The sequence below is a fragment of the Enterococcus sp. DIV2453a genome (genome assembly GCF_050533535.1).
Taxonomy (GTDB): Bacteria; Bacillota; Bacilli; order Lactobacillales; family Enterococcaceae; genus Enterococcus; species Enterococcus faecalis.
Map to the genome: position 1 here is coordinate 1,151,080 of NZ_CP172899.1, position 22,964 is coordinate 1,174,043.

General features: G+C 37.8%; 22 protein-coding genes and 3 tRNA genes. 21 read left to right on the forward strand and 4 right to left on the reverse strand.

All coding sequences use genetic code 11. The annotated features are described in order from the left end of the window. Positions 1 to 226 precede the first annotated feature (226 nt). The 11 genes from hemW to IGK03_RS05835 all read left to right on the forward strand — a co-directional run bounded on the left by hemW (position 227) and on the right by IGK03_RS05835 (position 12,009). Positions 227 to 1,375, forward strand: a complete 1,149-nt coding sequence (gene hemW / locus IGK03_RS05785; protein ID WP_033625284.1) for a radical SAM family heme chaperone HemW — start codon at positions 227 to 229, stop codon at positions 1,373 to 1,375. A 225-nt stretch (positions 1,376 to 1,600) separates the two neighbouring features. Continuing rightward, positions 1,601 to 2,644 (forward strand): heat-inducible transcriptional repressor HrcA, encoded by a 1,044-nt coding sequence (gene hrcA, locus IGK03_RS05790; RefSeq protein WP_002357828.1) that lies wholly within the window; start codon positions 1,601 to 1,603, stop codon positions 2,642 to 2,644. Between the two features lie 54 nt (positions 2,645 to 2,698). Beyond that, a complete protein-coding gene (gene grpE / locus IGK03_RS05795; protein WP_002357827.1) occupies positions 2,699 to 3,238 on the forward strand; it encodes a nucleotide exchange factor GrpE in 540 nt (179 codons plus the stop codon). Between the two features lie 59 nt (positions 3,239 to 3,297). After that, positions 3,298 to 5,127 (forward strand): molecular chaperone DnaK, encoded by a 1,830-nt coding sequence (gene dnaK, locus IGK03_RS05800; RefSeq protein WP_002357825.1) that lies wholly within the window; start codon positions 3,298 to 3,300, stop codon positions 5,125 to 5,127. A gap of 114 nt (positions 5,128 to 5,241) precedes the next feature. Further along, positions 5,242 to 5,364, forward strand: coding sequence for a hypothetical protein (locus tag IGK03_RS05805; RefSeq protein ID WP_002357824.1), 123 nt, complete (start codon positions 5,242 to 5,244; stop codon positions 5,362 to 5,364). Between the two features lie 54 nt (positions 5,365 to 5,418). Next, positions 5,419 to 6,588, forward strand: coding sequence for a molecular chaperone DnaJ (gene dnaJ, locus IGK03_RS05810; RefSeq protein WP_002357822.1), 1,170 nt, complete (start codon positions 5,419 to 5,421; stop codon positions 6,586 to 6,588). A 238-nt stretch (positions 6,589 to 6,826) separates the two neighbouring features. Further along, positions 6,827 to 7,561, forward strand: coding sequence for a metallophosphoesterase family protein (locus IGK03_RS05815; protein ID WP_002392539.1), 735 nt, complete (start codon positions 6,827 to 6,829; stop codon positions 7,559 to 7,561). A gap of 97 nt (positions 7,562 to 7,658) precedes the next feature. Continuing rightward, positions 7,659 to 9,851 (forward strand): Tex family protein, encoded by a 2,193-nt coding sequence (locus tag IGK03_RS05820; RefSeq protein WP_075578514.1) that lies wholly within the window; start codon positions 7,659 to 7,661, stop codon positions 9,849 to 9,851. Positions 9,852 to 9,877: 26 nt separating this feature from the next. After that, positions 9,878 to 10,339, forward strand: coding sequence for a SprT family protein (locus tag IGK03_RS05825; RefSeq protein WP_002365561.1), 462 nt, complete (start codon positions 9,878 to 9,880; stop codon positions 10,337 to 10,339). 68 nt (positions 10,340 to 10,407) lie between these two features. Beyond that, positions 10,408 to 10,491, forward strand: a tRNA-Leu gene (locus IGK03_RS05830). A gap of 300 nt (positions 10,492 to 10,791) precedes the next feature. Next, positions 10,792 to 12,009: a pyridoxal phosphate-dependent aminotransferase gene (locus tag IGK03_RS05835; RefSeq protein WP_002357817.1), complete on the forward strand. Its 1,218-nt coding sequence runs from the start codon at positions 10,792 to 10,794 to the stop codon at positions 12,007 to 12,009. Between the two features lie 65 nt (positions 12,010 to 12,074). Here the strand turns inward: IGK03_RS05835 and IGK03_RS05840 are convergent, their stop codons facing one another. Continuing rightward, the gene (locus IGK03_RS05840; RefSeq protein WP_002357816.1) at positions 12,075 to 12,251 is read right to left on the reverse strand and encodes a hypothetical protein; all 177 of its coding nucleotides are present in this window, start codon (positions 12,249 to 12,251) and stop codon (positions 12,075 to 12,077) included. A gap of 177 nt (positions 12,252 to 12,428) precedes the next feature. Between IGK03_RS05840 and IGK03_RS05845 the strand changes: the two genes are divergently transcribed. Both IGK03_RS05845 and nagA read left to right on the forward strand, forming a co-directional pair. After that, positions 12,429 to 13,256, forward strand: coding sequence for a helix-turn-helix domain-containing protein (locus IGK03_RS05845; protein ID WP_002381942.1), 828 nt, complete (start codon positions 12,429 to 12,431; stop codon positions 13,254 to 13,256). A 100-nt stretch (positions 13,257 to 13,356) separates the two neighbouring features. Further along, a complete protein-coding gene (nagA, locus tag IGK03_RS05850; RefSeq protein WP_002357814.1) occupies positions 13,357 to 14,505 on the forward strand; it encodes an N-acetylglucosamine-6-phosphate deacetylase in 1,149 nt (382 codons plus the stop codon). Between the two features lie 42 nt (positions 14,506 to 14,547). Here nagA and IGK03_RS05855 read toward each other — a convergent pair whose 3' ends face one another. Further along, positions 14,548 to 14,934 carry a hypothetical protein gene (locus IGK03_RS05855; RefSeq protein ID WP_002360464.1) on the reverse strand — a complete coding sequence of 129 codons (387 nt, stop codon included), beginning with the start codon at positions 14,932 to 14,934 and terminating at the stop codon, positions 14,548 to 14,550. Between the two features lie 13 nt (positions 14,935 to 14,947). Beyond that, positions 14,948 to 15,607 (reverse strand): DNA/RNA non-specific endonuclease, encoded by a 660-nt coding sequence (locus IGK03_RS05860; protein ID WP_002363828.1) that lies wholly within the window; start codon positions 15,605 to 15,607, stop codon positions 14,948 to 14,950. 160 nt (positions 15,608 to 15,767) lie between these two features. On the opposite strand from IGK03_RS05860, the gene IGK03_RS05865 reads away from it, so the two are divergent. The 8 genes from IGK03_RS05865 to IGK03_RS05900 all read left to right on the forward strand — a co-directional run bounded on the left by IGK03_RS05865 (position 15,768) and on the right by IGK03_RS05900 (position 22,290). After that, entirely contained in the window at positions 15,768 to 16,469 is a 702-nt protein-coding gene (locus IGK03_RS05865; RefSeq protein WP_202334814.1) for an ABC transporter ATP-binding protein, read from the forward strand. A 9-nt stretch (positions 16,470 to 16,478) separates the two neighbouring features. After that, the gene (locus IGK03_RS05870; RefSeq protein ID WP_289858032.1) at positions 16,479 to 19,115 is read left to right on the forward strand and encodes an FtsX-like permease family protein; all 2,637 of its coding nucleotides are present in this window, start codon (positions 16,479 to 16,481) and stop codon (positions 19,113 to 19,115) included. Between the two features lie 183 nt (positions 19,116 to 19,298). Beyond that, positions 19,299 to 19,832 carry a hypothetical protein gene (locus IGK03_RS05875; protein WP_002369505.1) on the forward strand — a complete coding sequence of 178 codons (534 nt, stop codon included), beginning with the start codon at positions 19,299 to 19,301 and terminating at the stop codon, positions 19,830 to 19,832. A 16-nt stretch (positions 19,833 to 19,848) separates the two neighbouring features. Next, positions 19,849 to 21,318, forward strand: coding sequence for a flotillin family protein (locus IGK03_RS05880; RefSeq protein ID WP_002365565.1), 1,470 nt, complete (start codon positions 19,849 to 19,851; stop codon positions 21,316 to 21,318). Positions 21,319 to 21,464: 146 nt separating this feature from the next. Beyond that, positions 21,465 to 21,698 carry a DUF2969 domain-containing protein gene (locus IGK03_RS05885; RefSeq protein WP_002357806.1) on the forward strand — a complete coding sequence of 78 codons (234 nt, stop codon included), beginning with the start codon at positions 21,465 to 21,467 and terminating at the stop codon, positions 21,696 to 21,698. A 96-nt stretch (positions 21,699 to 21,794) separates the two neighbouring features. Then, positions 21,795 to 21,875 (forward strand) — tRNA-Tyr (locus IGK03_RS05890). Between the two features lie 9 nt (positions 21,876 to 21,884). Further along, positions 21,885 to 21,956: transfer RNA gene (locus IGK03_RS05895), tRNA-Gln, on the forward strand. 154 nt (positions 21,957 to 22,110) lie between these two features. Then, on the forward strand, positions 22,111 to 22,290 hold the full coding sequence (locus IGK03_RS05900; RefSeq protein WP_002357804.1) for a hypothetical protein: 180 nt from the start codon (positions 22,111 to 22,113) through the stop codon (positions 22,288 to 22,290). A gap of 55 nt (positions 22,291 to 22,345) precedes the next feature. Here the strand turns inward: IGK03_RS05900 and IGK03_RS05905 are convergent, their stop codons facing one another. Further along, positions 22,346 to 22,957 (reverse strand): TetR/AcrR family transcriptional regulator, encoded by a 612-nt coding sequence (locus IGK03_RS05905; protein ID WP_002357803.1) that lies wholly within the window; start codon positions 22,955 to 22,957, stop codon positions 22,346 to 22,348. Positions 22,958 to 22,964 lie beyond the last annotated feature (7 nt).

Here is a 22,964-nt window from a genome sequence, read left to right on the forward strand (position 1 = left end):
ATATAGAAAAATTTTTTTACTTTTCTTTCAAGGTTGAGGAGGTGTCGGTTTTTATGACAGCTCCTCGTTGTTGTTTTAAGTGACTGTGCGAATTTTTTTATGGATTTATTTGTCATTTACAGTTAGTATGGCTAGTAGAGACTTTCCAAAAAGAACGAGCTTTTTGGTAATAAGGAGATAAAACGAGCTAATGACCAAAACAAACCAACTTTCAACTTCAACGCCGATGTTCGATCGGTCGGCCTATATTCATATTCCATTTTGTGAGCATATTTGTTATTATTGCGATTTTAACAAGGTCTTTTTAGAAGGACAACCAGTTGATGAATATATTCAGAGTTTATTAAAAGAAATTCAACTTACGCAAGCATTGTATCCAGAACAAGAAATGAAAACCATCTATATTGGCGGAGGCACGCCAACTTCATTATCAGCGAAACAGTTAGATGTGCTACTAAAAGGGGTTCGCGAACAGCTAACGTTTGATGACCGAAATGAATTTACGGTGGAAGCAAACCCTGGTGATTTAACCCAAGAAAAATTACAAGTCATGAAAAACTATGGCGTCAATCGTCTTTCGATGGGCGTTCAGACATTTGATGATCGCTTGCTCAAAAAAATCGGCCGCAAGCACACCGCCGCAGATGTTTATGAAACAATGAAATTTTTAGAGAAAGAAAATTTTACCAATGTCAGTATTGACTTAATCTATGCTTTACCTGGACAAACATTGGAAAGTTTTCGCGATACTTTGACAAAAGCCTTAGCATTGGACTTGCCGCACTATTCGCTTTATTCATTAATTCTTGAAAATAAAACAATGTTCATGAACTGGGTTCGCCAAGGACGGTTACAGCTGCCTGAAGAAGAAATCGAAGCACAGATGTTTGACGAAACGATTGAAGCAATGGAGAAAAAAGGACGGCATCAATATGAAGTCAGTAATTTTGCTTTAACAGGAAAAGAAAGCCAGCATAATCTAGCTTATTGGAATAATGACCACTACTATGGATTTGGCGCAGGTGCCAGCGGCTATCTTGGACAAACTCGTTACAAAAATCACGGTCCAATCCAACATTATTTGAAACCCTTGCGAGAAAATCAATTGCCAATTGTGGAGACTGAAGAATTAACTCGTCTAAATCAAATAGAAGAGGAGCTATTTTTAGGCTTACGTAAAAAAGTAGGTATTTCTAAACAAAAATTCCAACAAAAATTTCATGAACCAATTGAAGCAATTTATGGAGAGGTCATTCAACGCTTAATCAAAGAAGAATTATTAATTGAAGAAGCAGATATCTTACGTTTAACGAAAAAAGGACTATTTGTGGGGAATAATGTTTTTGAAGCATTTTTGTTAAGTGAAAAAGAGTAAAAAAATAAAAAAATCATCGAAGTGTGACAAAGCATTTCGATGATTTTTTTATTACAAAAGTTGGTATTGATGGTTTTTGAAGGTGGTTTGCAGTGATTAGCACTCTTGTGTGAAGAGTGCTAAAAAGTTGCGTATTTCCCTTGACAAAAAGGTAAGGACTTGTTATATTAGTATATGTAGTTAGCACTTAGATGTTAAGAGTGCTAATGAAGGGTGGTAATAACGATGATTACAGAAAGACAACAAAATATCTTGAGACTTATCATCCAAAATTACACGAACACGGGCTTACCTGTCGGTTCTAAGAAATTGATGGAGGATGGCATTGCCTCTAGTTCTGCCACAATTCGTAATGATATGAAAGCATTAGAAGAATACGGCTTATTAGCTAAGACCCATTCTTCTTCAGGGCGAATCCCCTCAATGGCTGGTTATCGTTACTACGTGGATCATCTTTTACAACCAACACAAGTAGAAGAGAACGAACTTAGAAGGATCCGTCAATCTTTTGGAAAAGAATTTCATGAGATTAATGATATTATTCGACAATCAGCTGAAATTCTATCAGAATTGACAAGTTATACTGCTTTTTCATTAGGACCTGAAGTGAAAGAACGGAAATTAACCGGCTTTCGAATGGTTCCTTTGAATGATCGGCAAGTCCTTGCTATTATAGTGACAGATAAAGGCAATGTTGAAAACCAAGTATTTGCCATTCCTGCCGCTGTTTCTAGCCAAGATCTTGAAAAAATGACACAAATCATCAATGATAAGTTGGTTGGACAACCTTTGTTGACCGTTTATCATCGTTTGCGGACGGAGATTCCGATGATTTTACATCGCTATTTCCAAACGCCAGAAGGAATGATGAACTTATTCGATGAGATGTTAGGACATGCCTTTGAAGAAAAAGTCTTTGTCGGTGGTCGCATGAATTTGTTAGATTTTGGCATCAAACAAGATATTGAACAATTGAAATCTGTCTATTCCTTTATGCAAAATTCTGATGAGCTGACGCATTTATTAAATGGTTCTGCAACAACAGAAAATCCAATTGTTTTTCGTATCGGCTCAGAAATTGGCAACAATCTCTTAGAAGATATGAGCATGATCACTGCTACGTATGAAGTATCAGGACATGGCAAAGGAACAATTGCCCTGCTAGGACCAACCAGTATGCCGTATTCAAAAATATTCGGTTTGGTAGACACGTTTCGACATGAGCTAGCTTCACAACTAGGTGACTATTACCGTTTTTTAGGGAATTAAGCAAACCTTGTTAGGATAAGAAGTAGATGCATAAAGAGAAAGGAAGTTGCTGAAGTGAGTAAAAAAGAAGAGAAGCAAGAAGAATTACAAGAAGAAATGGAAGCTGTTGATGCTGCTGGCGTTTCTGAAGTAGAAGTTGAAGCAACAGAGATTGAAAATCTTAAAGCAGAGCTTTCCGAAATGGAAGACAAGTTCTTGCGGGCAAGAGCCGAAATTGCTAATATGAGCAATCGAAATAAAAACGAACGAGAATTATTAGTTCGTTACCGCTCACAAGATTTAGGTAAAAAGATTTTACCATCTATTGATAATTTAGAACGAGCAATGGCTATTGAAGTATCAGATGAACAAGGCGAAAGCTTGAAAAAAGGTATTTCGATGGTGCTAGAAAGTATTACTGTGGCTTTAAAAGAAGAAGGAATTGAAGAAATCCCAGCAATGGGTGAAACCTTTGATCCAAATTTACATCAAGCCGTTCAAACAGTCCCTGCTTCTGAAGAAACCCCAGCAGATACCATTGTTGAAGTTCTACAAAAAGGGTACAAATTACAAGATCGTGTGTTACGACCATCCATGGTCATTGTTGCACAATAACAAACGTTAATTAAAAATATATTATTATAGAAAACTAATACAGATTGGAGATATTCACTATGAGTAAAATTATTGGTATTGACTTAGGAACAACAAACTCAGCTGTCGCAGTACTAGAAGGCGGCGAAGCAAAAATTATTGCAAACCCAGAAGGTAACCGCACAACTCCTTCGGTCGTTTCATTCAAAAACGGCGAAATTCAAGTGGGCGAAGTAGCAAAACGTCAAGCTGTTACAAATCCTAACACGATTTCATCTATTAAACGTCACATGGGTGAAGCTGGCTACAAAGTTGATGTTGAAGGAAAATCATATACACCACAAGAAGTTTCTGCAATGATCTTACAATATTTAAAAGGTTTTGCTGAAGACTATTTAGGTGAAAAAGTTGAAAAAGCAGTTATTACAGTTCCTGCATATTTCAACGATGCGCAACGTCAAGCAACAAAAGATGCTGGTAAAATTGCTGGTTTAGAAGTAGAACGGATCGTTAACGAACCAACAGCAGCAGCTTTAGCTTATGGTTTAGATAAAACAGACAAAGATGAAAAAATTCTTGTCTTTGACCTTGGTGGTGGTACATTCGACGTGTCAATCCTTGAATTAGGCGATGGCGTTTTCGATGTATTATCAACAGCCGGTGATAACAACCTAGGTGGGGATGACTTTGATAATAAGATCATTGACTACATGGTTGCAGAATTTAAAAAAGAAAATGGCATTGACTTAGCTAACGATAAAATGGCATTACAACGTTTGAAAGATGCTGCTGAAAAAGCGAAAAAAGACTTATCAGGTGTAACAAGCACACAAATCAGCTTGCCATTTATTACTGCTGGCGAAGCAGGACCATTGCACTTAGAAATGAACTTAACTCGTGCAAAATTTGATGAATTAACAAGTGATTTAGTTGAACGTACAAAAGTACCAGTACGTCAAGCCTTGAAAGATGCTGGATTAAATCCTTCTGAAATCGACGAAGTTATCCTAGTTGGTGGTTCAACACGTATTCCAGCTGTAGTTGAAGCTGTTCGCAAAGAAACAAACAAAGAACCAAACAAATCAGTTAACCCTGACGAAGTAGTAGCAATGGGTGCTGCAATCCAAGGTGGCGTAATCACTGGTGATGTTAAAGACGTTGTCTTATTAGACGTAACACCGTTGTCATTAGGGATTGAAACTATGGGTGGCGTATTTACAAAATTAATTGATCGTAACACTACGATTCCAACAAGTAAATCACAAGTCTTCTCAACTGCTGCTGACAATCAACCAGCTGTTGATATTCACGTTTTACAAGGTGAACGTCCAATGGCCGCTGATAATAAAACATTAGGTCGTTTCCAATTAACAGATATTCCTGCGGCTCCTCGTGGTGTGCCACAAATTGAAGTAAGCTTTGACATTGATAAAAACGGGATTGTAAATGTTCGTGCGAAAGACTTAGGCACTCAAAAAGAACAAACAATCACGATTAAATCTTCTTCAGGTTTATCTGATGATGAAATCGAACGTATGGTGAAAGATGCTGAAGCAAACGCTGAAGCAGATAAACAACGTAAAGAAGAAGTTGACTTACGTAACGATGCAGATGCTTTATTATTCACTGTTGATAAAACATTGAAAGAATTAGAAGGCAAAGTAGACGCTGAAGAAGTGAAAAAAGCAGAAGATGCGCGTGATGAATTAAAAGCAGCCATCGAAGCAAACGATATCGAACAAATGAAAGCAAAACGTGATTCATTGAATGAAATCGTCCAAAACTTAACAGTAAAACTTTACGAACAAGCTGCGCAACAACAAGCACAAGAAAATCCTGAAGCTGCCCAAGGTGGCGCTGATGATGTTGTTGATGCTGATTTTGAAGAAGTAAATGGTGATGACAAATAATCAATAACAATTGATTTTAGGGACTGGATCATTAGTACAATGACTAATGTCCCAGTCCCTTGTCTTTTGTGAGAAAATCAACCACAATCAAGTTAGCAAGAAACTATTTAGGTTTTGAAAGAACTGTGGTATGATTACAACGATGTTAAACAAGCTGAAAATACCTATTCACAGCTAGTAACACTGATTCAAGGTGTGACAGATAATCCAACCAGAGAGACCGAAAGCAATCGATGAATTTGGCTGGTTCTAAACACATTGTAAAGTTTGAAGAAAGTTGGAGGGAAGTCAATGGCGACGAAACGAGATTATTATGAAGTGCTAGGATTAGCAAAAGGTGCTTCAGATGATGAAATTAAAAAAGCATACCGCAAACTTTCCAAAAAGTACCATCCAGATATTAACAAAGAAGCCGATGCGGAAGAAAAATTTAAAGAAGTTTCTGAAGCGTATGAAGTATTAAGTGATCCACAGAAAAAAGCGGCCTATGACCAATATGGCCATGCAGGAACTGATCCTAATTACGGTGGCGGCGCTGGTGGCTTTGGCGGTTTCGGTGGCGGCGGATTTAGCAGTAGTGGTTTTGGTGGATTCGAAGATATTTTCGATTCATTCTTTGGCGGCGGCGGTGGCCGTTCTGTTGATCCAAATGCACCAAGACAAGGCGCCGATTTACAATATACAATTCAATTGAAATTTGAAGAAGCTATTTTCGGTGTCGAAAAAGAGATTAAGTACAATCGAGAAGATACTTGTGCAACCTGTGGCGGTAATGGCGCCAAACCAGGCACACACCCAGAAACTTGTCATAAATGTCATGGCTCTGGAACAATCAATGTTGAACGTCAAACGCCATTAGGTCGTATGATGAGTCGTCAAACTTGTGATGTGTGTCATGGCACAGGGAAAGAAATTAAAGAACCATGTCCAACTTGTCATGGCACAGGTCATGAGAAAAAAGCACATACTGTCAAAGTAAATGTGCCTGCTGGAGTAGAAGACGGCCAACAAATGCGCTTAGCTAACCAAGGAGAAGCGGGTACCAATGGTGGACCATATGGTGATTTATATGTAGTCTTTCGTGTTGAAGATAGTGATATTTTCGATCGAGATGGCGCAGAAATCTACTATGATTTACCAGTAAGTTTCGTCCAAGCGGCTCTAGGGGACGAAGTAACTGTCCCAACTGTTCATGGTGACGTGAAATTAAAAATTCCGGCTGGAACACAAACTGGCACAAACTTCCGCTTAAGAGGCAAAGGTGCGCCACGTTTACGTGGTGGGGGCAATGGTGATCAACACGTGAAAGTGAAATTAATAACACCAAAAAATCTTAATGAAGAACAAAAGGATGCCCTACGAGCTTTTGCAAAAGCTGGCGGACAAAATGTAACTGAACAACAAGAAGAAGGCTTCTTTGATAAAATGAAAGATGCGTTTGGCGGTAAGAAGAAAAAATAAAACAAACGAGTCAGAGACAAAAGCAGTTAGCTCCAAGTGTTCATCACTCTCGAAGGCTAAATTGCAACGAGTAATTGTAGGTGCTGCTTTTGTTCAACTGATTATTTTAAGATTTAGAGAGTGGGACATAAGTCGTTTTGACTTATGTCCTATTTTCTTTTTTTACTTCCAAACATTTTACGAGAATATTTTAAAATTTAGCGTATACTTAATATAAGCAAGTTAGGAGGGCTTATTTATGAAACCATATGTTTATGTAATCAGTGATATTCATGGACAAGCAGATTTGTTTGATGCCTTACTCACAGACTATGACCCAGTCGAGCATCAGCTAGTTTTAATTGGTGATTTAAACGACCGTGGTCCGGATTCTAAAGCCTGTTTTCTCAAAGGAAAAGAACTTGTCGAGCAACACGGCGCTGTTTATTTACGAGGCAATCATGAAGAATATTTTTTGCAGTTTCTTCAAAATCCAGAGGACTGGTTTGCAGGATATGTTCGCAATGGTGGCAAGGAAACAATTGAAAGTCTCTTGCATCCAGGAGCTACTGCAGAATACTCACCAACAGAAATGGCCTTAATGATCCGTAGTCGCTATCCAGAGTTAATTGATTTTTTAACAAAACGACCACTTTATTTTGAATGGCAGCATTACTTATTTGTGCATGCTGGGGTTGATTTAACGATGGAAGATTGGCGGCAAACAGCACCTAAGGATTTTTTGTGGATTCGCGAACCCTTTCATCAAGGGAAAAATAATACAGGCAAGACCATTGTTTTTGGTCATACCATTACCCCGATGTTACATGGTGATATGCAGACCACGGACCTTTGGCAAAGTGATGGAAAAATCGGGATAGATGGTGGTGCTATTTTTGGCGGCTCTGTGCATGGTGTGATTTTTAATGAAAAAGGCATTGTCCAAGATATCGAATATCAAAAACGCACCCCTGCGTGGCAACCAGAATTTTGATTCCTTAATCGCACGAATCAGTTACCTCACTTCTATATTTAGAAGCAAAAATATGCTAAAATAGATAAGTATGCATAAGAAAAGAGGTATCTAGTTAATGGCAGAAGCTTATAACGAAGAAGTAGTAGCGCTACTTCAAAAAGAATTGACAACGTATCGTTCAAAACAAATAACAACGGTTTTAACTTTATTAAATGAAGGAAATACAGTTCCTTTTATTGCCCGTTACCGGAAAGAAATGACTGGAAGTTTAGATGAAGTCCAAATCCGTGAAATAGAAGAACGTTATCATTATTTACAAAACTTGAAAAAGCGGAAAGAAGAAGTTCTCCGATTAATTGAAGAGCAAGGAAAACTAACAAAAGAACTCAAAACAGATATTCAAAAAGCAGTAAAAATGCAACAAGTGGAAGATTTGTATCGACCATATAAACAAAAACGTCGGACCAAAGCGACTATCGCGAAAGAAAAAGGGTTGGAACCATTAGCAGATTGGTTGCTCTCTTTACCTGAAAACGCGGATATCTTAGCCAAAGCGGCTACTTTTATTAATGAAGAAAAAGAAGTTGCAACCGCCGAGATAGCCTTGCAAGGTGCTCATGAAATTTTAGCAGAACGTATTAGCGATGAACCAAAATACCGAACATGGTTACGTGATTATATGGTTAAACATGCGCAATACGTTAGCGTAGTTAAGGACGAAGAAAAAGACGAAAAGCGGACCTATGAAATGTATTACGATTTTGCAGAACCAGTTAGCAAAATGGTGCCGCACCGTGTCTTAGCAACGAATCGTGGTGAAAAAGAAGACATTTTAAAGGTTTCCCTTGTCGCTGATGAAACAAAAATTAATGATTATTTCCAACGTCAACTAATCGGCAAACAAGCAACAAGTTTAGCTGCTCAATACATTGAGGCTGCTTATTTAGATAGCTATAAACGATTCATTGGACCAGCGATTGAACGGGAGATTCGCAATGAATTAACAGAAAAAGCTGATGAACAAGCGATTGCAATTTTCGGTGAAAATTTACGTAATTTATTATTACAGTCACCACTTAAAGGAAAAGTTGTTCTAGGATTTGACCCGGCTTATCGGACAGGCTGTAAATTAGCAGTTGTTGATGAAACTGGTAAAGTTTTAGCAATTCAAGTGATTTATCCACATAAACCAGCGACTGCTGCGAAACGTGAAGCCGCTGGTCCAGCCTTTAAAAAGATCATTGAAGACTATCAAGTGGACATGGTAGCTATTGGAAACGGAACGGCAAGTCGTGAATCTGAATTGTTTGTGGCAGAGCAATTAAAAGCGGTGAAACGGGACGTCTTTTACGTAATTGTTAATGAAGCAGGGGCTTCCGTTTACTCTGCGAGTGAAGTGGCTCGTAAAGAGTTTCCTGATTTACAAGTCGAAGAACGAAGTGCGGTCAGCATTGCACGTCGTTTACAAGATCCGTTGGCAGAATTAGTAAAAATTGATCCCAAAGCAGTCGGGGTCGGTCAATATCAGCATGACGTATCACAAAAACGTCTTGCCGAGCAATTGGATTTTGTTGTAGAAACTGCGGTAAACCAAGTTGGTGTTGATGTGAATACAGCGAGTGCTCAACTTTTACAACATATTTCTGGCTTAAATAAAACAACGGCGCAAAACTTAGTCACTTATCGTGATGAAAATGGTGTCTTCACAGCACGAAATCAAGTCAAAAAAGTACCTCGTTTAGGACCAAAAGCATTTGAACAAGCAATTGGCTTTTTACGAATTCCTAATGGCAAAAATGTGTTAGATAACACTGGCATTCACCCAGAAAGTTATCCAGTAGCACAAGCAATTTTAGAAAAAGCAGAGATTGCTTCTAAAGAATTAGGGACAGCAGAAGCTATCGAAAAATTGAAACAGTTACCAGTGAATCAATTAGCTACTGAGTTAGAAGTAGGTTCAGAAACACTCACAGATATTATTGCTAGTTTAATCCAACCAGGTCGTGATATGCGCGATGAGATGTCCGCGCCGCTTTTACGTAAAGACGTGTTGACAATGGAAGATTTGAAACCAGGAATGGAAATGCAAGGGACTGTTCGAAACGTAATTGACTTTGGCGCGTTTGTCGATATTGGTGTGAAGCAAGATGGCTTAGTCCACATTTCTAAGTTAAGTCCTAAATTTGTTAAGCACCCAACGGATGTCGTTGCGGTGGGGGATGTAGTCACAGTTTGGGTAGAAGATGTTGACTTGAAAAAGGGGCGTATTAGTTTAACCATGTTGCCTCGTGCTGATAGAAAAGAGTAACAATGAAAGAGTCTCAACCAGTCTTGATGACAGATCAAGCGCTTCAAACGCTAGTGGAAAAAATTTCAATCGTATTTTTTCAGAAACCTTTTCTGCATCAAGCTACATTTAATCGGCGGTTAAAAACTACGGGCGGTCGCTATCATTTAGCTTCGCATCACCTGGATTTTAATCCAACTGTCTTTTTAAAGTATGGACAAGAGGAACTGGAAAAAGTTATTAAGCATGAGTTATGTCACTATCATTTACATTTAGCTGGCAAAGGCTATCAGCATAAAGATAAGGACTTTAAAGAGTTATTGGCTAAGACTGGCGGTGCCCGTTATGCACCGCCTCTAGTAGAACGGAAAAAAGCAGTTTTCCATCAGTACCAATGTCAGTCTTGTGGAGAAGTCATCCTCAGAAAACGACGAATTGATACGACACGATATGTCTGCGGAAAATGTCATGGGCGTTTGTCCTGGCAAGCGAAAAAAGAACAAATCTAACAATTCTGGTCTTTGTTATCTTGACAAAGACCAGTAATTATTTTAGGATAAATAAGTGCTCTTAAAATGCAGATGTGTTGGAATTGGCAGACAAGCATGATTGAGGGTCATGTGGACAGATGTCCGTGTGGGTTCGAGTCCCATCATCTGCATCGACTAGTATAACAAGAGGTCGGGACAGAAGTGTTTAACTCCGAGAAATAAGAAGGAATTTCCGAAAATTGTTCTTTAATTTTTGGAGAATTTCGGCTTATTTCCGAAGAAGTTGCTTCTGTTCCCACCGTTTATCAGTTTTTGAGCGTGGAGCAAAAATCCAAAGTGATTTTTGTCCTACGCTCTTGTTTATTACGGAAAAACCATCAATTTTTTATTAAATTCTGATATTTATTATTGCTTTTTCATTATAGTTGGCGTAACTTTAGAGTATAAATTTGTGAAGCGAGGGAGTCCGTGTGAGAAATTTTAAAAAATCCGATAAATTAAATAACGTAAGTTACGATGTCCGTGGTCCTGTTTTAGAAGAAGCAGAACGCATGCAAGAAGAGGGCATACGTATTTTGAAATTAAATACAGGGAATCCAGCGCCATTTGGTTTTGATGCCCCAAATGAAATTGTGCGCGACATGATTGTGAATGTTCGCGATTCAGAAGGTTATTCCGATTCAAAAGGTATTTTTTCTGCAAGAAAAGCGATTGAACAATATTGCCAATTAAAAAAATTTCCTAATGTAACGATTAATGATATTTACACTGGTAATGGCGTGAGTGAACTAATTACCATGTGTATGCAAGGCTTGTTAAATAACGGCGATGAAGTACTTGTGCCAATGCCAGACTATCCTTTATGGACTGCTTCTGTTTCTTTGGCGGGCGGTACACCCGTTCATTATATTTGTGATGAGCAAGCAGAATGGTATCCAGACATTGATGATATAAAATCAAAAATAACTTCGAATACAAAAGCAATCGTTATTATAAATCCAAATAATCCGACTGGTGCTTTATATCCGAAAGAGTTATTACTAGAAATTGTCGAAGTGGCACGTCAAAATGATTTAATTATTTACTCTGATGAAATTTATGATCGCTTGGTCATGGACGGTTTGGTTCATGTACCGATTGCTACATTAGCACCTGATTTATTTGTCGTAACATTGAATGGTTTGTCAAAATCACATCGAGTGGCAGGCTTTCGATGCGGTTGGATGGTGTTAAGTGGAGATAAATCACGAGTAAAAGGGTATATCGAAGGGCTAAATATGCTTGCTTCCATGCGGTTATGTTCGAATGTGTTGTCACAACAAATCATTCAAACCGCATTAGGCGGCTATCAAAGTGTCGATGATTTACTTTTACCAGGTGGCAGAATTTACGAACAACGAGAATTTATTTACAATGCGATAAATGATATTCCTGGTTTATCAGCCGTGAAGCCTAAAGCAGCTTTCTATATTTTCCCGAAAATTGATACGGCCAAATTTGACATTTATGATGATGAAAAATTTGTTTTAGATTTCTTACACAAACATCATATTTTATTAGTCCATGGTGGTGGGTTCAACTGGCAACAACCCGATCACTTCCGTATTGTTTATTTACCGAAGATGGAAGACTTAAAAACTACAGCAGATAAAATGCGTGAATTTTTAAGTACCTACAAACAAAAATAAAAGAACTACCAAAAAATAGCCTCTAACGAAGCTATTTTTTGGTAGTTCTTGTTTTATCAACAATACTATTCTGCGGTTTCACATGCTTTTTTACTAATAATCATTCGGTTGGTATATTTTTCTTCCATATCAGGACTAGGATTTGCTACTACGATGAGATAAGAATTTTCATACTCCTTCTCCACAAAGCCTGAATAATTTGTTTTTTCCCAAATGAAGTGAACCTTTTTCTCTTCGGCCATACAATAACACTCCTTTTTAATAAAAATGAACCTATTTATTTTCTAAGAAAACCTTAGATAATGTTCTTGCAGTATATTATGCAATAAAGTACAATAAAAGCATAATGCGAATTCGCATATTTTGACAAAATCCCCATTTTGCAAGGAAAATGGCCGATATAAATAGGAGCTATTGTGATGAATTCTTTAGGTGCAGTTATTAAAGAAATTAGAAAAAATAGAAAATTGACACAGAAAATGTTATCAGAAGACATCTGTTCGCAAAGCGTTTTAAGTCGCATTGAAAACAATGAAGAGTTGCCAAACGTTCTCGTAATGCAACAACTTTGTGATCGTTTAGGTGTGACTGTTGATCAGATTATGCGTTATAAATCTGGTGATGTGCACGTTGTTACGTATTCATTTGAAAAAATGGCTGAATATTTTCGCCATAAAAAATATCAATTATTATTAAATTATTTAAAGGAAAATCGTATTGAAGAACAATTGTATTTAGATACGGACTGGCAAAAATATTATTATTATTTAGGTAGTTGTGAATTGTTTGTTCTAAATGATTATGAAAAAGCTATTGCTAGCTTGCGTAAAGGGTTATCTTTCACCTATAAAGCCGATAAGTTAAATGTTTCTGATTTAGAGATTCAATTAATTAGTTGTCTAGGTGCTACTTATGGTTACATGGGCAATCGAGTAGAAGCAGAACGATTTTTAAGTTTGAGTATTCATTATTTTAATCAATTGCCAAATGAACGCAGTAATGCAGAATTAACGAAAATATTTTTTAATTATGCTGATTTCTTATTCAAAAATTATACAGAAAAAGATGCCGAAATTTATGTGGATCAAGGAATTACTTGGGCCCGCAAAAAAAATAGTTATTATTATTTAAGTGAATTATTAAATCTAAAATATTTAGTTTTAATGAGAAAGAATAAACATGAAGAAGCAGAACGTTATCTGAACTTAGCACAACAAATGAAAAATGTGGAAAGTGGCAATCTTTAAAAAATCCTCAGAATTGCTTAAAAGGTCTACACCATTTCTTGACTTTTGTACTGATTAAGAGTACTTTTGAAGTAAGTAAAATAAAGAAAGAAGGATGAAGATGAAAACATTTATCTTTGCAGACAAGTTCTTTTTAAAAAGCGATGTTAAAGGACCTGGTTATTTAGAAATCACGGATGGTATCTTTGGTAATTATACAAAAGATGAACCGCAAGGGGACGTAAAAATTATTCGTGAGGAAGGCAAATGGATTGCCCCAGGTTTAGTGGATACTCATATTCATGGTTACATGAATCATGACGTAATGGATAACGATGCAGAAGGCATTAAAGTGATGTCTGAAGGCTTATTATCTTGTGGTGTAACTTCATTTTTACCAACAACGTTAACTTCAAGTAAAGAACGTTTAACAGACGTTGCACGTACGATTGGTCAAGTCTACCAAGAAGTACCTGGTGCAAAAATTCAAGGGATTTACTTTGAAGGACCTTTCTTTACTGAAGAACATAAAGGCGCACAAAATCCAAGTTATTTTGGAGATCCAGACCTTGATACATTCCACGAATGGCAAGAAGCTTCAGGCGGAATTATTAAGAAAATTGCGTTGGCACCAGAACGTAATGGTGTGAAAGAATTTGTTGAAACCGTTACAGATGAAGGTGTCGTTGTTGCTTTAGGCCATAGTAATGCGACCTTAGAAGAAGCTGATGTGGCAGTTGAAGCAGGCGCTAGCGTTTTTGTTCATGCATATAATGGGATGCGCGGCTTAAATCACCGTGAACCAGGGATGGTTGGTGCATTGTTAACGTTACAACACGTTTTCTCTGAATTAATTTGTGATGGACACCATGTACATCCGCAAGCGGCTGAAGTATTGATGGAAAAAGCGGGCCATGATCACGTTGCGTTAATTACAGACTGCATGATGGCTGGCGGTATGCCAGATGGCAACTACAATTTAGGTGAATTTCCTGTTGTGGTAGCAGAAGGAACGGCTCGTTTGGATACTGGGAACTTAGCAGGAAGTATTTTAAAACTAAAAGAAGCAATTAAAAATGTAGTTGATTGGGGTATTGCAACACCTGCACAAGCAATTATGATGGCTTCATTAGTTCCTGCGATCAGCTGTAAAATTGATGATCAATGTGGCATGATTGCAAATGGTCGTGATGCTGACTTTATCGTATTAGAACCAACCATGGAACTAGCAGCTACTTATTTAGATGGCGTTGAACGTTATCGAGCATAAGACACAAGAAAAAGCTTGCGGAAATTTATCCGCAAGCTTTTTTTATAATTCTTTTGGTAAAATCGCAGAAGTGATTTCTTTGTTCTCGTAGGCAATAAAAAAATCGATTAATTGCTTGTCAAATTGCTCAATATCCTCTTTGTAAAGGGAGCTAGGAATCACAAAGGTTTGTTCTAGAGTGCCTGCTAGATAATCGCCATCTAAACTCTGGGCGACAACTAAAAATTCTTGTTTGCGCCAATGTTCCACATCTGTTTCAGAAATGGTTTCTGGAGAGGCTAAAAATTTACAATTTTCGACAAACTGTTCATCAATTTCTTCACTGAAAGTTAATTCAGCATCCTCTTCTTGAGGTTGAGAGAGGATTGCTTGCAAAAATGTTTGTGGTTTTGCATCGGGTAATGTTTCTTTTAGCTGTTCAAAATCCAATGAAAGTTCCTCCTTATTGTTTGTTTAAAATAGTTACTGAAAAATCAATGGGTGAATTTGTTTTAAGGCTTTTGGCTTCTAAGATGATTTTTTCAGCCAACAAATCGTTTCCGTTATATACAGGTGTCACGCGATAGCGAACGGTTTCGCCGCGATCAAGAGCTGCCCGAATCTGATTTTCATATTTCGTCATATAAGGAGTGTTGACAGGATTCTGATACAAGGTGGTTAAGTTACGTGGATCATCACCACTGCCTCCCATTTGACGGCCGATTAGGTGGCCACGCGAATGATTAGCTTTTCCTGAAATGAAACCAGCTGGTCGAATATCTTTATTAGCGGAAGTTCCTGTATTGACCATGGCGGGTTTTAATAGCGCATCAGCGCCTGTCGCTCGTTTTAGACGATCTAGAGAATGATAAGTAATCCAGCCGTTTGAGCTATCCTTTAATTCCTCTGCTGAAAATGTGGCTTTACCATTTTCAATGGGTCCAGGATTATCTCCTTTTGGTGCTGGTGTGCTTGAAGGGGTGGTTGTTTGTGGTTGAACATTAAATAAATCTTGTAAAGCATCAGGAACTTTAACGCCAACCGCGCCTAAAATTAAAATGATTAATGCGCCAATCAGCATGATGGTTGAATTAAATGGTGGTTTCTTCTTTCTGTTTGCCATAACGTGCTCCTCTAATTTTATACTTGCAATAGTCCAAATTTAAGTGGACCATCTTTTCTATTATACGTAAATTTGCTAAAAAATCAAAAAAGGCTTTTCTTTGAAAGACTTGTATTCTCAGATATGTTACTATTTTAATGTAGAAGGGAAGGGATAGTGGATGGCCTATATTGAAGTCAAAAATGAATACAAGCGTTACCAAATGGGAGAGACAACTATTACTGCGAATAACGGCATTTCTTTTGAAGTGGAAAAAGGAGAAGTAGCGGTTATTTTAGGCCCCAGCGGTGCTGGAAAATCAACTGTTTTAAATATTCTTGGTGGAATGGACAGCTGTGATGAAGGGGAAATTATTATTGATGGCACAGATATCGCTCAGTTTTCAGAGAAACAATTAACCACTTATCGACGCAATGATGTCGGGTTTGTTTTCCAATTTTACAATTTAGTCCCAAATTTAACGGCAAAAGAAAATGTCGAATTGGCTTCGCAAATCGTTGCGGATGCGTTGGATTCGACCAATGTTTTACAATCGGTGGGTTTAGGGGAACGTTTAGATAATTTTCCAGCGCAACTTTCTGGTGGTGAACAACAACGAGTAACCATCGCCCGTGCGATTGCTAAAAAGCCAAAGTTACTTTTATGTGATGAACCGACAGGAGCGCTGGATTATGAAACAGGGAAACAAATTTTAACCATTTTGCAAAACACTGCTCGTGAAACAGGAACGACCGTCTTAATTATTACCCATAATTCAGCCATTGCAGAAATGGCCGATCGGGTAATTCGAATTAATGATGCGAAAGTTCGTGAAATGACTGTGAATGATCAGCCTAAATTGGTTGCTGAAATTGAATGGTAGGTGCCTAAAATGAAGAAAACAGCGCTAATTAAAACAAGCTTACGTGAAATTAGACAATCTACTACACGGTTTTTATCGATTATGGGGATTATTTTCCTTGGTGTAATGGTCTTTGTTGGTTTGAAAGCTACTGGACCAGATATGATTAAAACCGCGAATAATTATTACCAGAAAGAGCAGCTTCCAGATGCGCGAATAATTTCTACAATGGGACTGGAAAAGAAAGATTTAACAACACTACAGTCTTTAAAAGATGTCGAAACAGTTGTGCCGCGGTATACAATAGATGCCACGATTGGGCCGCAAAATAATGCAGTAAAATTGTTTGGCTATCGAAAAAATCAAGCAGGATCGGTTAACTATCAAGTAGTTGACGGTCGGTTACCTAAACAAACAAATGAAATTGCATTAGATACATTAGCGAAAACTAGATATGACTATAAAATGGGTGATAAAATCACTTTAAACGATGCAGCGATTAAAGAAAAAGGACTGACGCAAACTCATTTTACTGTTGTTGGATTTATCAATTCACCAGAATATATTGATAATACATCCAGGGGAACCACAACGGTCGGGTCTGGAACGTTAAACTTTTTTGGCGTGGTTTCGGAAAAAGCCTTTGACAGTCAACGGTATCCAGAATTGCTAATCTCATTTCGTTCATTAAAACATCAAAATACGTATTCCTCTGATTATGAAAAGAAAAGAGAGCAGGCCTTGAATCAGGTAAAAGAGGCACTGAAAAATCGGCCAGAAGAACAGGTTGCGGCTCTGCGTGATTCGGCTCAGCCGGACATTAACCAAGGTCGGCAAGCGCTGGAAATGGGAAAACAAGCACTTGCGCAGTTGGATCAACAACCAGGAATTCCAGCTGAGATGCTTGAAAAGCAAAAAGACGAATTGGCTAAACAGGAACAACTGTTGGCTGAAAAAGAAACAGAGCTAGCCAATTTGAAAGCCCCAACGTATTATTATTTTACCAGGGAAGACAATCCAGGATTTTCTGAATATCAAGATAACGCTGATCGGATTTCTTCTTTAGCCACGCTATTCCCGTTGTTCTTTTTCCTAATTGCGGCATTAGTCAGCTTAACTACCATGACACGTATGGTGGAAGAAAAAAGAATGGAAATTGGTAGTTTGAAAGCTTTAGGTTATCGTAATCGTGAAATTGCTTCGATTTTTATTACCTATGCAACGGTTGCTAGCCTAACAGGTGCATTATTAGGATTGGCAGTTGGCTATTATCTATTCCCTAAAATAATTTTTGATGCCTACGGTCAAATGTACAATATTCCTGATTTAGTTACACCGTGGTACTTAAATTACAGTTTATGGGGCATCATTGTAGCCTTAGCTTGTACTGTGGGAGCGGCCTTAGTGACATTAAGAATCGATTTATTAAGTACCCCAGCTACCTTGCTAAGACCCAAAGCGCCGAAAGCAGGTCAACGGATTTTACTAGAACGAATCCGCCCTTTATGGCAACGCATGAGCTTTATTCAAAAAGTGACCGCTAGAAATCTGTTCCGCTATAAACGACGGATGCTGATGACCGTTATCGGAATAGCTGGTTGTATGGGGCTGTTAATTGTTGGTTTTGGTTTACGCGATTCAATTGTGGATGTCGCTACAATTCAATTTAATAAAATCTGGCATTACCAAGCAGTCGTGACTTTTAAAGAGCAAACAACAGCTGAAGAGACAAAAGAGTATCAAGAAACGTTGCGCAAACTGGATGGTTTGAATAAAACAATTCCGTTATATTCAGAAATCTTTAAAACGAAGGGCCAAGGTGCACCAACTCAAAATATTACTCTTTATGTGCCACAAGATCCTTCGAAAATGGCTGATTTTCAATTATTTAATGATCGAGTCACTGGAGAAAAATATTCCCTCAACGATGACGGTGTAATCATTAATGAAAAATTAGCTAAATTATTTGGCTATAAAGTCGGAGATCAATTAAATTTAGAAAATAGTGATAATCAAACCTATCACGTGAAAATTGCCGCGATTGCAGAAAACTACACGGGTCATTTTGTCTATATGACGCCGAAACTCTACCAGACGATGACGAAACAGAAGCCGGAGTATAATACAGAATTCCTACTTTTTGACAAAAAGTTATCCTCAAAACAAGAAACCTCAATCGGAGAGGCGTTGACAAAACAGCCGAAAGTGTTGAACATTACGTTTTTAACTGCGATGAAAGGTTCGTTTGATGATATGCTGAAAAGCCTTGATATTGTCATTTGGGTACTAATTGCTGTTTCTGGTTCTTTAGCGTTAATTGTGTTATATAATTTAACCAACATTAATGTTTCTGAACGGATTCGAGAACTTTCCACGATTAAGGTTTTAGGGTTTTACGATCGTGAAGTCACCACCTATGTTTACCGTGAAAACATTATTTTAACGTTCATTGGTATTATTGTTGGCTGCTTCTTTGGGAAAATTTTGCATCAGTATATTTTAGCAACCGTTGAAGTTGATTTAATTATGTTTTCGCCAATTATTCATTGGCCAAGTTATCTATATTCCGCAGTCATCACCATGTGTTTCACGTTGTTTGTGATGGTCATTATGCATCGGAAATTGAAGAAAATCAATATGATTGAAGCGTTAAAATCAAATGAATAGCACATTTTAAAAAACGAGGAGTCCGTAGAAGTTCGATAATTCTAGGACTGCTCGTTTATTGCTGCTTCTTTTATTAAGAAAAAATAGGTCTTAAGATGTATCTTTTGAGATTTATTTGGAAATTACTACTCTTTTTATTTAAAAATTGGTACACTATTACTAGGTTATAGCACAGAAAGGAGTGTGGGAAAAGTGTTAGAAGGTCTACCATTGGAAACGGTTTATTTTTATGCATTAGTGGGGAGCGCGGTCCTCGCTTTTTTACTAATTATTTTTGGGGATGTTTTTAATTTTGATGGACCGGTTGACCCAATGCTGATTATTCCATGGATTGCTTTTACCTCGCTGTTTGGGTACCTTGGGGAAGAATTAACAGCGGTGAATAGTTGGCTTATTTTAATTGTCAGTGGTATTCTTTCAACCATTATTGTTTTCTTCCTAAATTTTTATGTGTTGGTCCCTTTGAAAAATTCGGAGGCCACAATTTCTATTTCGGAAAAAGACATGGAGGGTCGTGTTGCTACTGTGATTACCCCAATTCCTGTCCAGGGAATGGGCGAGATTCAATTGAAGAGTGTCACAGGTTCGTTAAGTCGACCAGCAGCATTTTATGTGCCACAAGAAGTGGCTGCGCCAAGAGGTAGTGAGGTATTGATTATTGAATTGAAAGAACGGGTTTGTTATGTCATTCCTTACGAAGGCAGTCTAAAAATATAGAGTAGGAGAGAAGAAAATGGGGATTTTGTTACCGATTATTATTGCAGTTTTAGTATTATTAATGTTATTAATTGTGTTTGTTTCTAAATATCAGACAGCCAAACCTGATGAAGCGTTAATTATCAGCGGGAGCTATCTAGGGTCTAAAAATGTTCATGTAGACGAAGGTGGCAACAAAATTAAAATCGTTCGTGGCGGTGGTGCGTTTGTCTTACCAGTGTTCCAACGTTCAAATCGAATTAGTTTGCTTTCAAGTAAATTAGATGTTTCCACACCGGAAGTGTACACAGAACAAGGGGTTCCTGTGATGTGTGATGGGACATCAATCATTAAAATTGGTTCGTCAGTTGAAGAAATTGCGACAGCAGCGGAACAATTTTTAGGAAAAACAACGGAAGAATTAGAAAATGAAGCACGTGAAGTATTAGAAGGACATTTACGTTCGATTTTAGGTTCAATGACAGTGGAAGAAATTTACCAAAACCGTGATAAATTTAGCCAAAGTGTACAAGAAGTTGCCAGTGTTGACTTAGCTAAAATGGGCTTAGTTATTGTGTCGTTCACAATTAAAGAAGTTCGTGATAAAAATGGATACTTGGATTCATTAGGGAAACCAAGAATCGCTCAAGTTAAACGTGATGCAGATATTGCTGAAGCAGAAGCCTTGAAAGAAACCCGCATCAAAAAAGCAGAAGCAGAAAAAGAATCACAACAAGCGGAATTGCAACGTCAAACAGAAATTGCAGAAGCTTCAAAAGAAAAAGAATTGAAATTAGCGTTATACAAACAAGAACAAGATATTGCCAAAGCCAAAGCAGACCAAGCCTATAACTTGGAAAGCGCGCGTGCACAACAACACGTGGTGGAACAAGAAATGGAAGTCAAAGTCGTTGAACGTCAAAAACAAATTGAGTTAGAAGAAAAAGAAATTACGCGTCGTGAAAAACAATACGACTCAGAAGTGAAGAAAAAAGCCGATGCAGATCGTTACGCACGCGAACAAGAAGCTCTTGCTCAAAAAGCACGCGAAGTAGCAGAAGCCGAAGCAGAACGCTTCAAAGTTGAAGCATTAGCCGAAGCGGAAGCCAATAAAACGCGTTTAACAGGTCAAGCGCAAGCCGAAGCTATTTTAGCTCGTGGTGCAGCGGAAGCCGAAGCCAAACAAAAGATTGCTGATGCCTTCAAAGAATATGGTGAAGCAGCTGTGTTAAGTATGGTGATGGAAATGTTGCCACAATTAATGAAAGAAGCAGCACAACCACTGGGCAACATCGACAAGATTTCAGTGGTAGATACAGGCGCAGGTGGCGAAAATTCTGGCGCCAACCGTATTACCAATTATGCAACAAACTTGTTGGCTGGTACACAAGAAACACTAAAAGAAACAACGGGCCTCGACGTGAAAGAGCTAATTGAAAACTTTTCTAAAAAAGGTACCTCAAATAGCGTGAACTATCATGCAGCAGAAGGTTCAGAAAAAGAATAGAAATCAGCCTTTAAGGAGTAGCGAATCGCATTTCGTTACTCCTTAATGCTGCGTTGAAACGATAAACGAACAATCTGACAGAGAAATAGCGGGTGCTTGTTTTGTTTCAAAGATTCTGATAACATAGAGTTCTTGGAGGGATAGAGATGTCAAAAAAGAATAAAGATATTGAAGTACGTGTTGAAGAAGAAAAAGCCCAATACAATGGAGCAAATGTTTTAATGAACAAATTATTTATTGGTAAAAAAGAAATCGGTCGTGTCATTCCGCAAAATGATAAAAAATTCATCATTGAAATTGATGGCAAGCAAGAAGGTACAGCAAAAAATCTGGACGAAGCCTTTGAAACAATTATTCGTCAATGGAATTTAAGTGAATAAAAAATAAATAACAATTTTTTTAAAAAAAGGGTTGCTTTTTTCTGGAAAAGATTGTATTATAACTAAGTCAGGTCGTTACAGCGACAATGACTTTTTGGAGGAATAGCGAAGTGGCTAAACGCGACGGACTGTAAATCCGTTCCTTAGGGTTCAGTGGTTCGAATCCACTTTCCTCCATTTTCTTTTTGGGGTATAGCCAAGCGGTAAGGCAACGGACTTTGACTCCGTCATGCGTTGGTTCGAATCCAGCTACCCCAGTTTTCAGAACATTTCTGGTAGAGAGATGTTCTTTTTTTGTATAATTATATAACAAAAATGAGGTAAGATTTTCCTCATGTACAGGCTAGAAAAGTTTTCATTTATATAAGAATATGCTAAAGTATTAAGAAAGAATAGTCTGGAGTTGATAAGAATGAACTTTAAAGAAAAAATTACAGAAATGGTTGAAAATGTTTACGATTTAGCACGCGATGGTAAGTATGATGTCAAAGTTGACTTAATTCCTCGTAAAAAAGGCAACATCAAAAGTGGTGTTAAAGTCACTTCTTCAAGAAATACAGCCCACAATATCAAATGGCGTTCAAAAAACTAATTCGTCTTTAACAGAAACACCGGAGCAGACAACATTATTGTCTACTCCGGTGTTTTTATTTTTCTAATTCGATGCCTAAGACAGTTAAATGCCCATTACCAACTAATTTGATAACTAATTGGGCTAAGTGGTTGGGTGTCATATCCGTCTCGCTAGTAATCCACCAATGAAGGGTACCGATGAAGATAGAGGTCATGTATTCAATAACAAAATCTATCGGTACATCAATATCATTTTCGGTGATACGCAACTGCGAAAAAATCGTCGCATATTTTTCTTCGATAATTTCAGCTAAGCGTTTTCGAAAGTGTTCGTTGAAATTATTGTCCATGATAGTTAAGAAGAAAGATTTGTTCTCTTGAATATTAATATAGAGTTGCGTCAGAAGTTCTTCAATGTGCTTCACGCGGACACGGTTGCCATTAACCAGTTGTTGCGAATCAAGAATAGCGGTAAAAGCACTAAGCGTAAAGGTAAAGATTGCATCATATAAATGCTGTTTGTCTTTAAAATGAGCATAAAAAGTCGCACGATTAATCATAGCTTCATCAGCAATATCCTGAATCGTCACCGCTTCGTAGCCTTTCGTTTCTACAAGTTTAAAAAAAGCTTCAATAATCATTTTTCTGGTTCGTTGTACTCTAAGGTCTGTTTTCTTTGCCATCATAAATTCC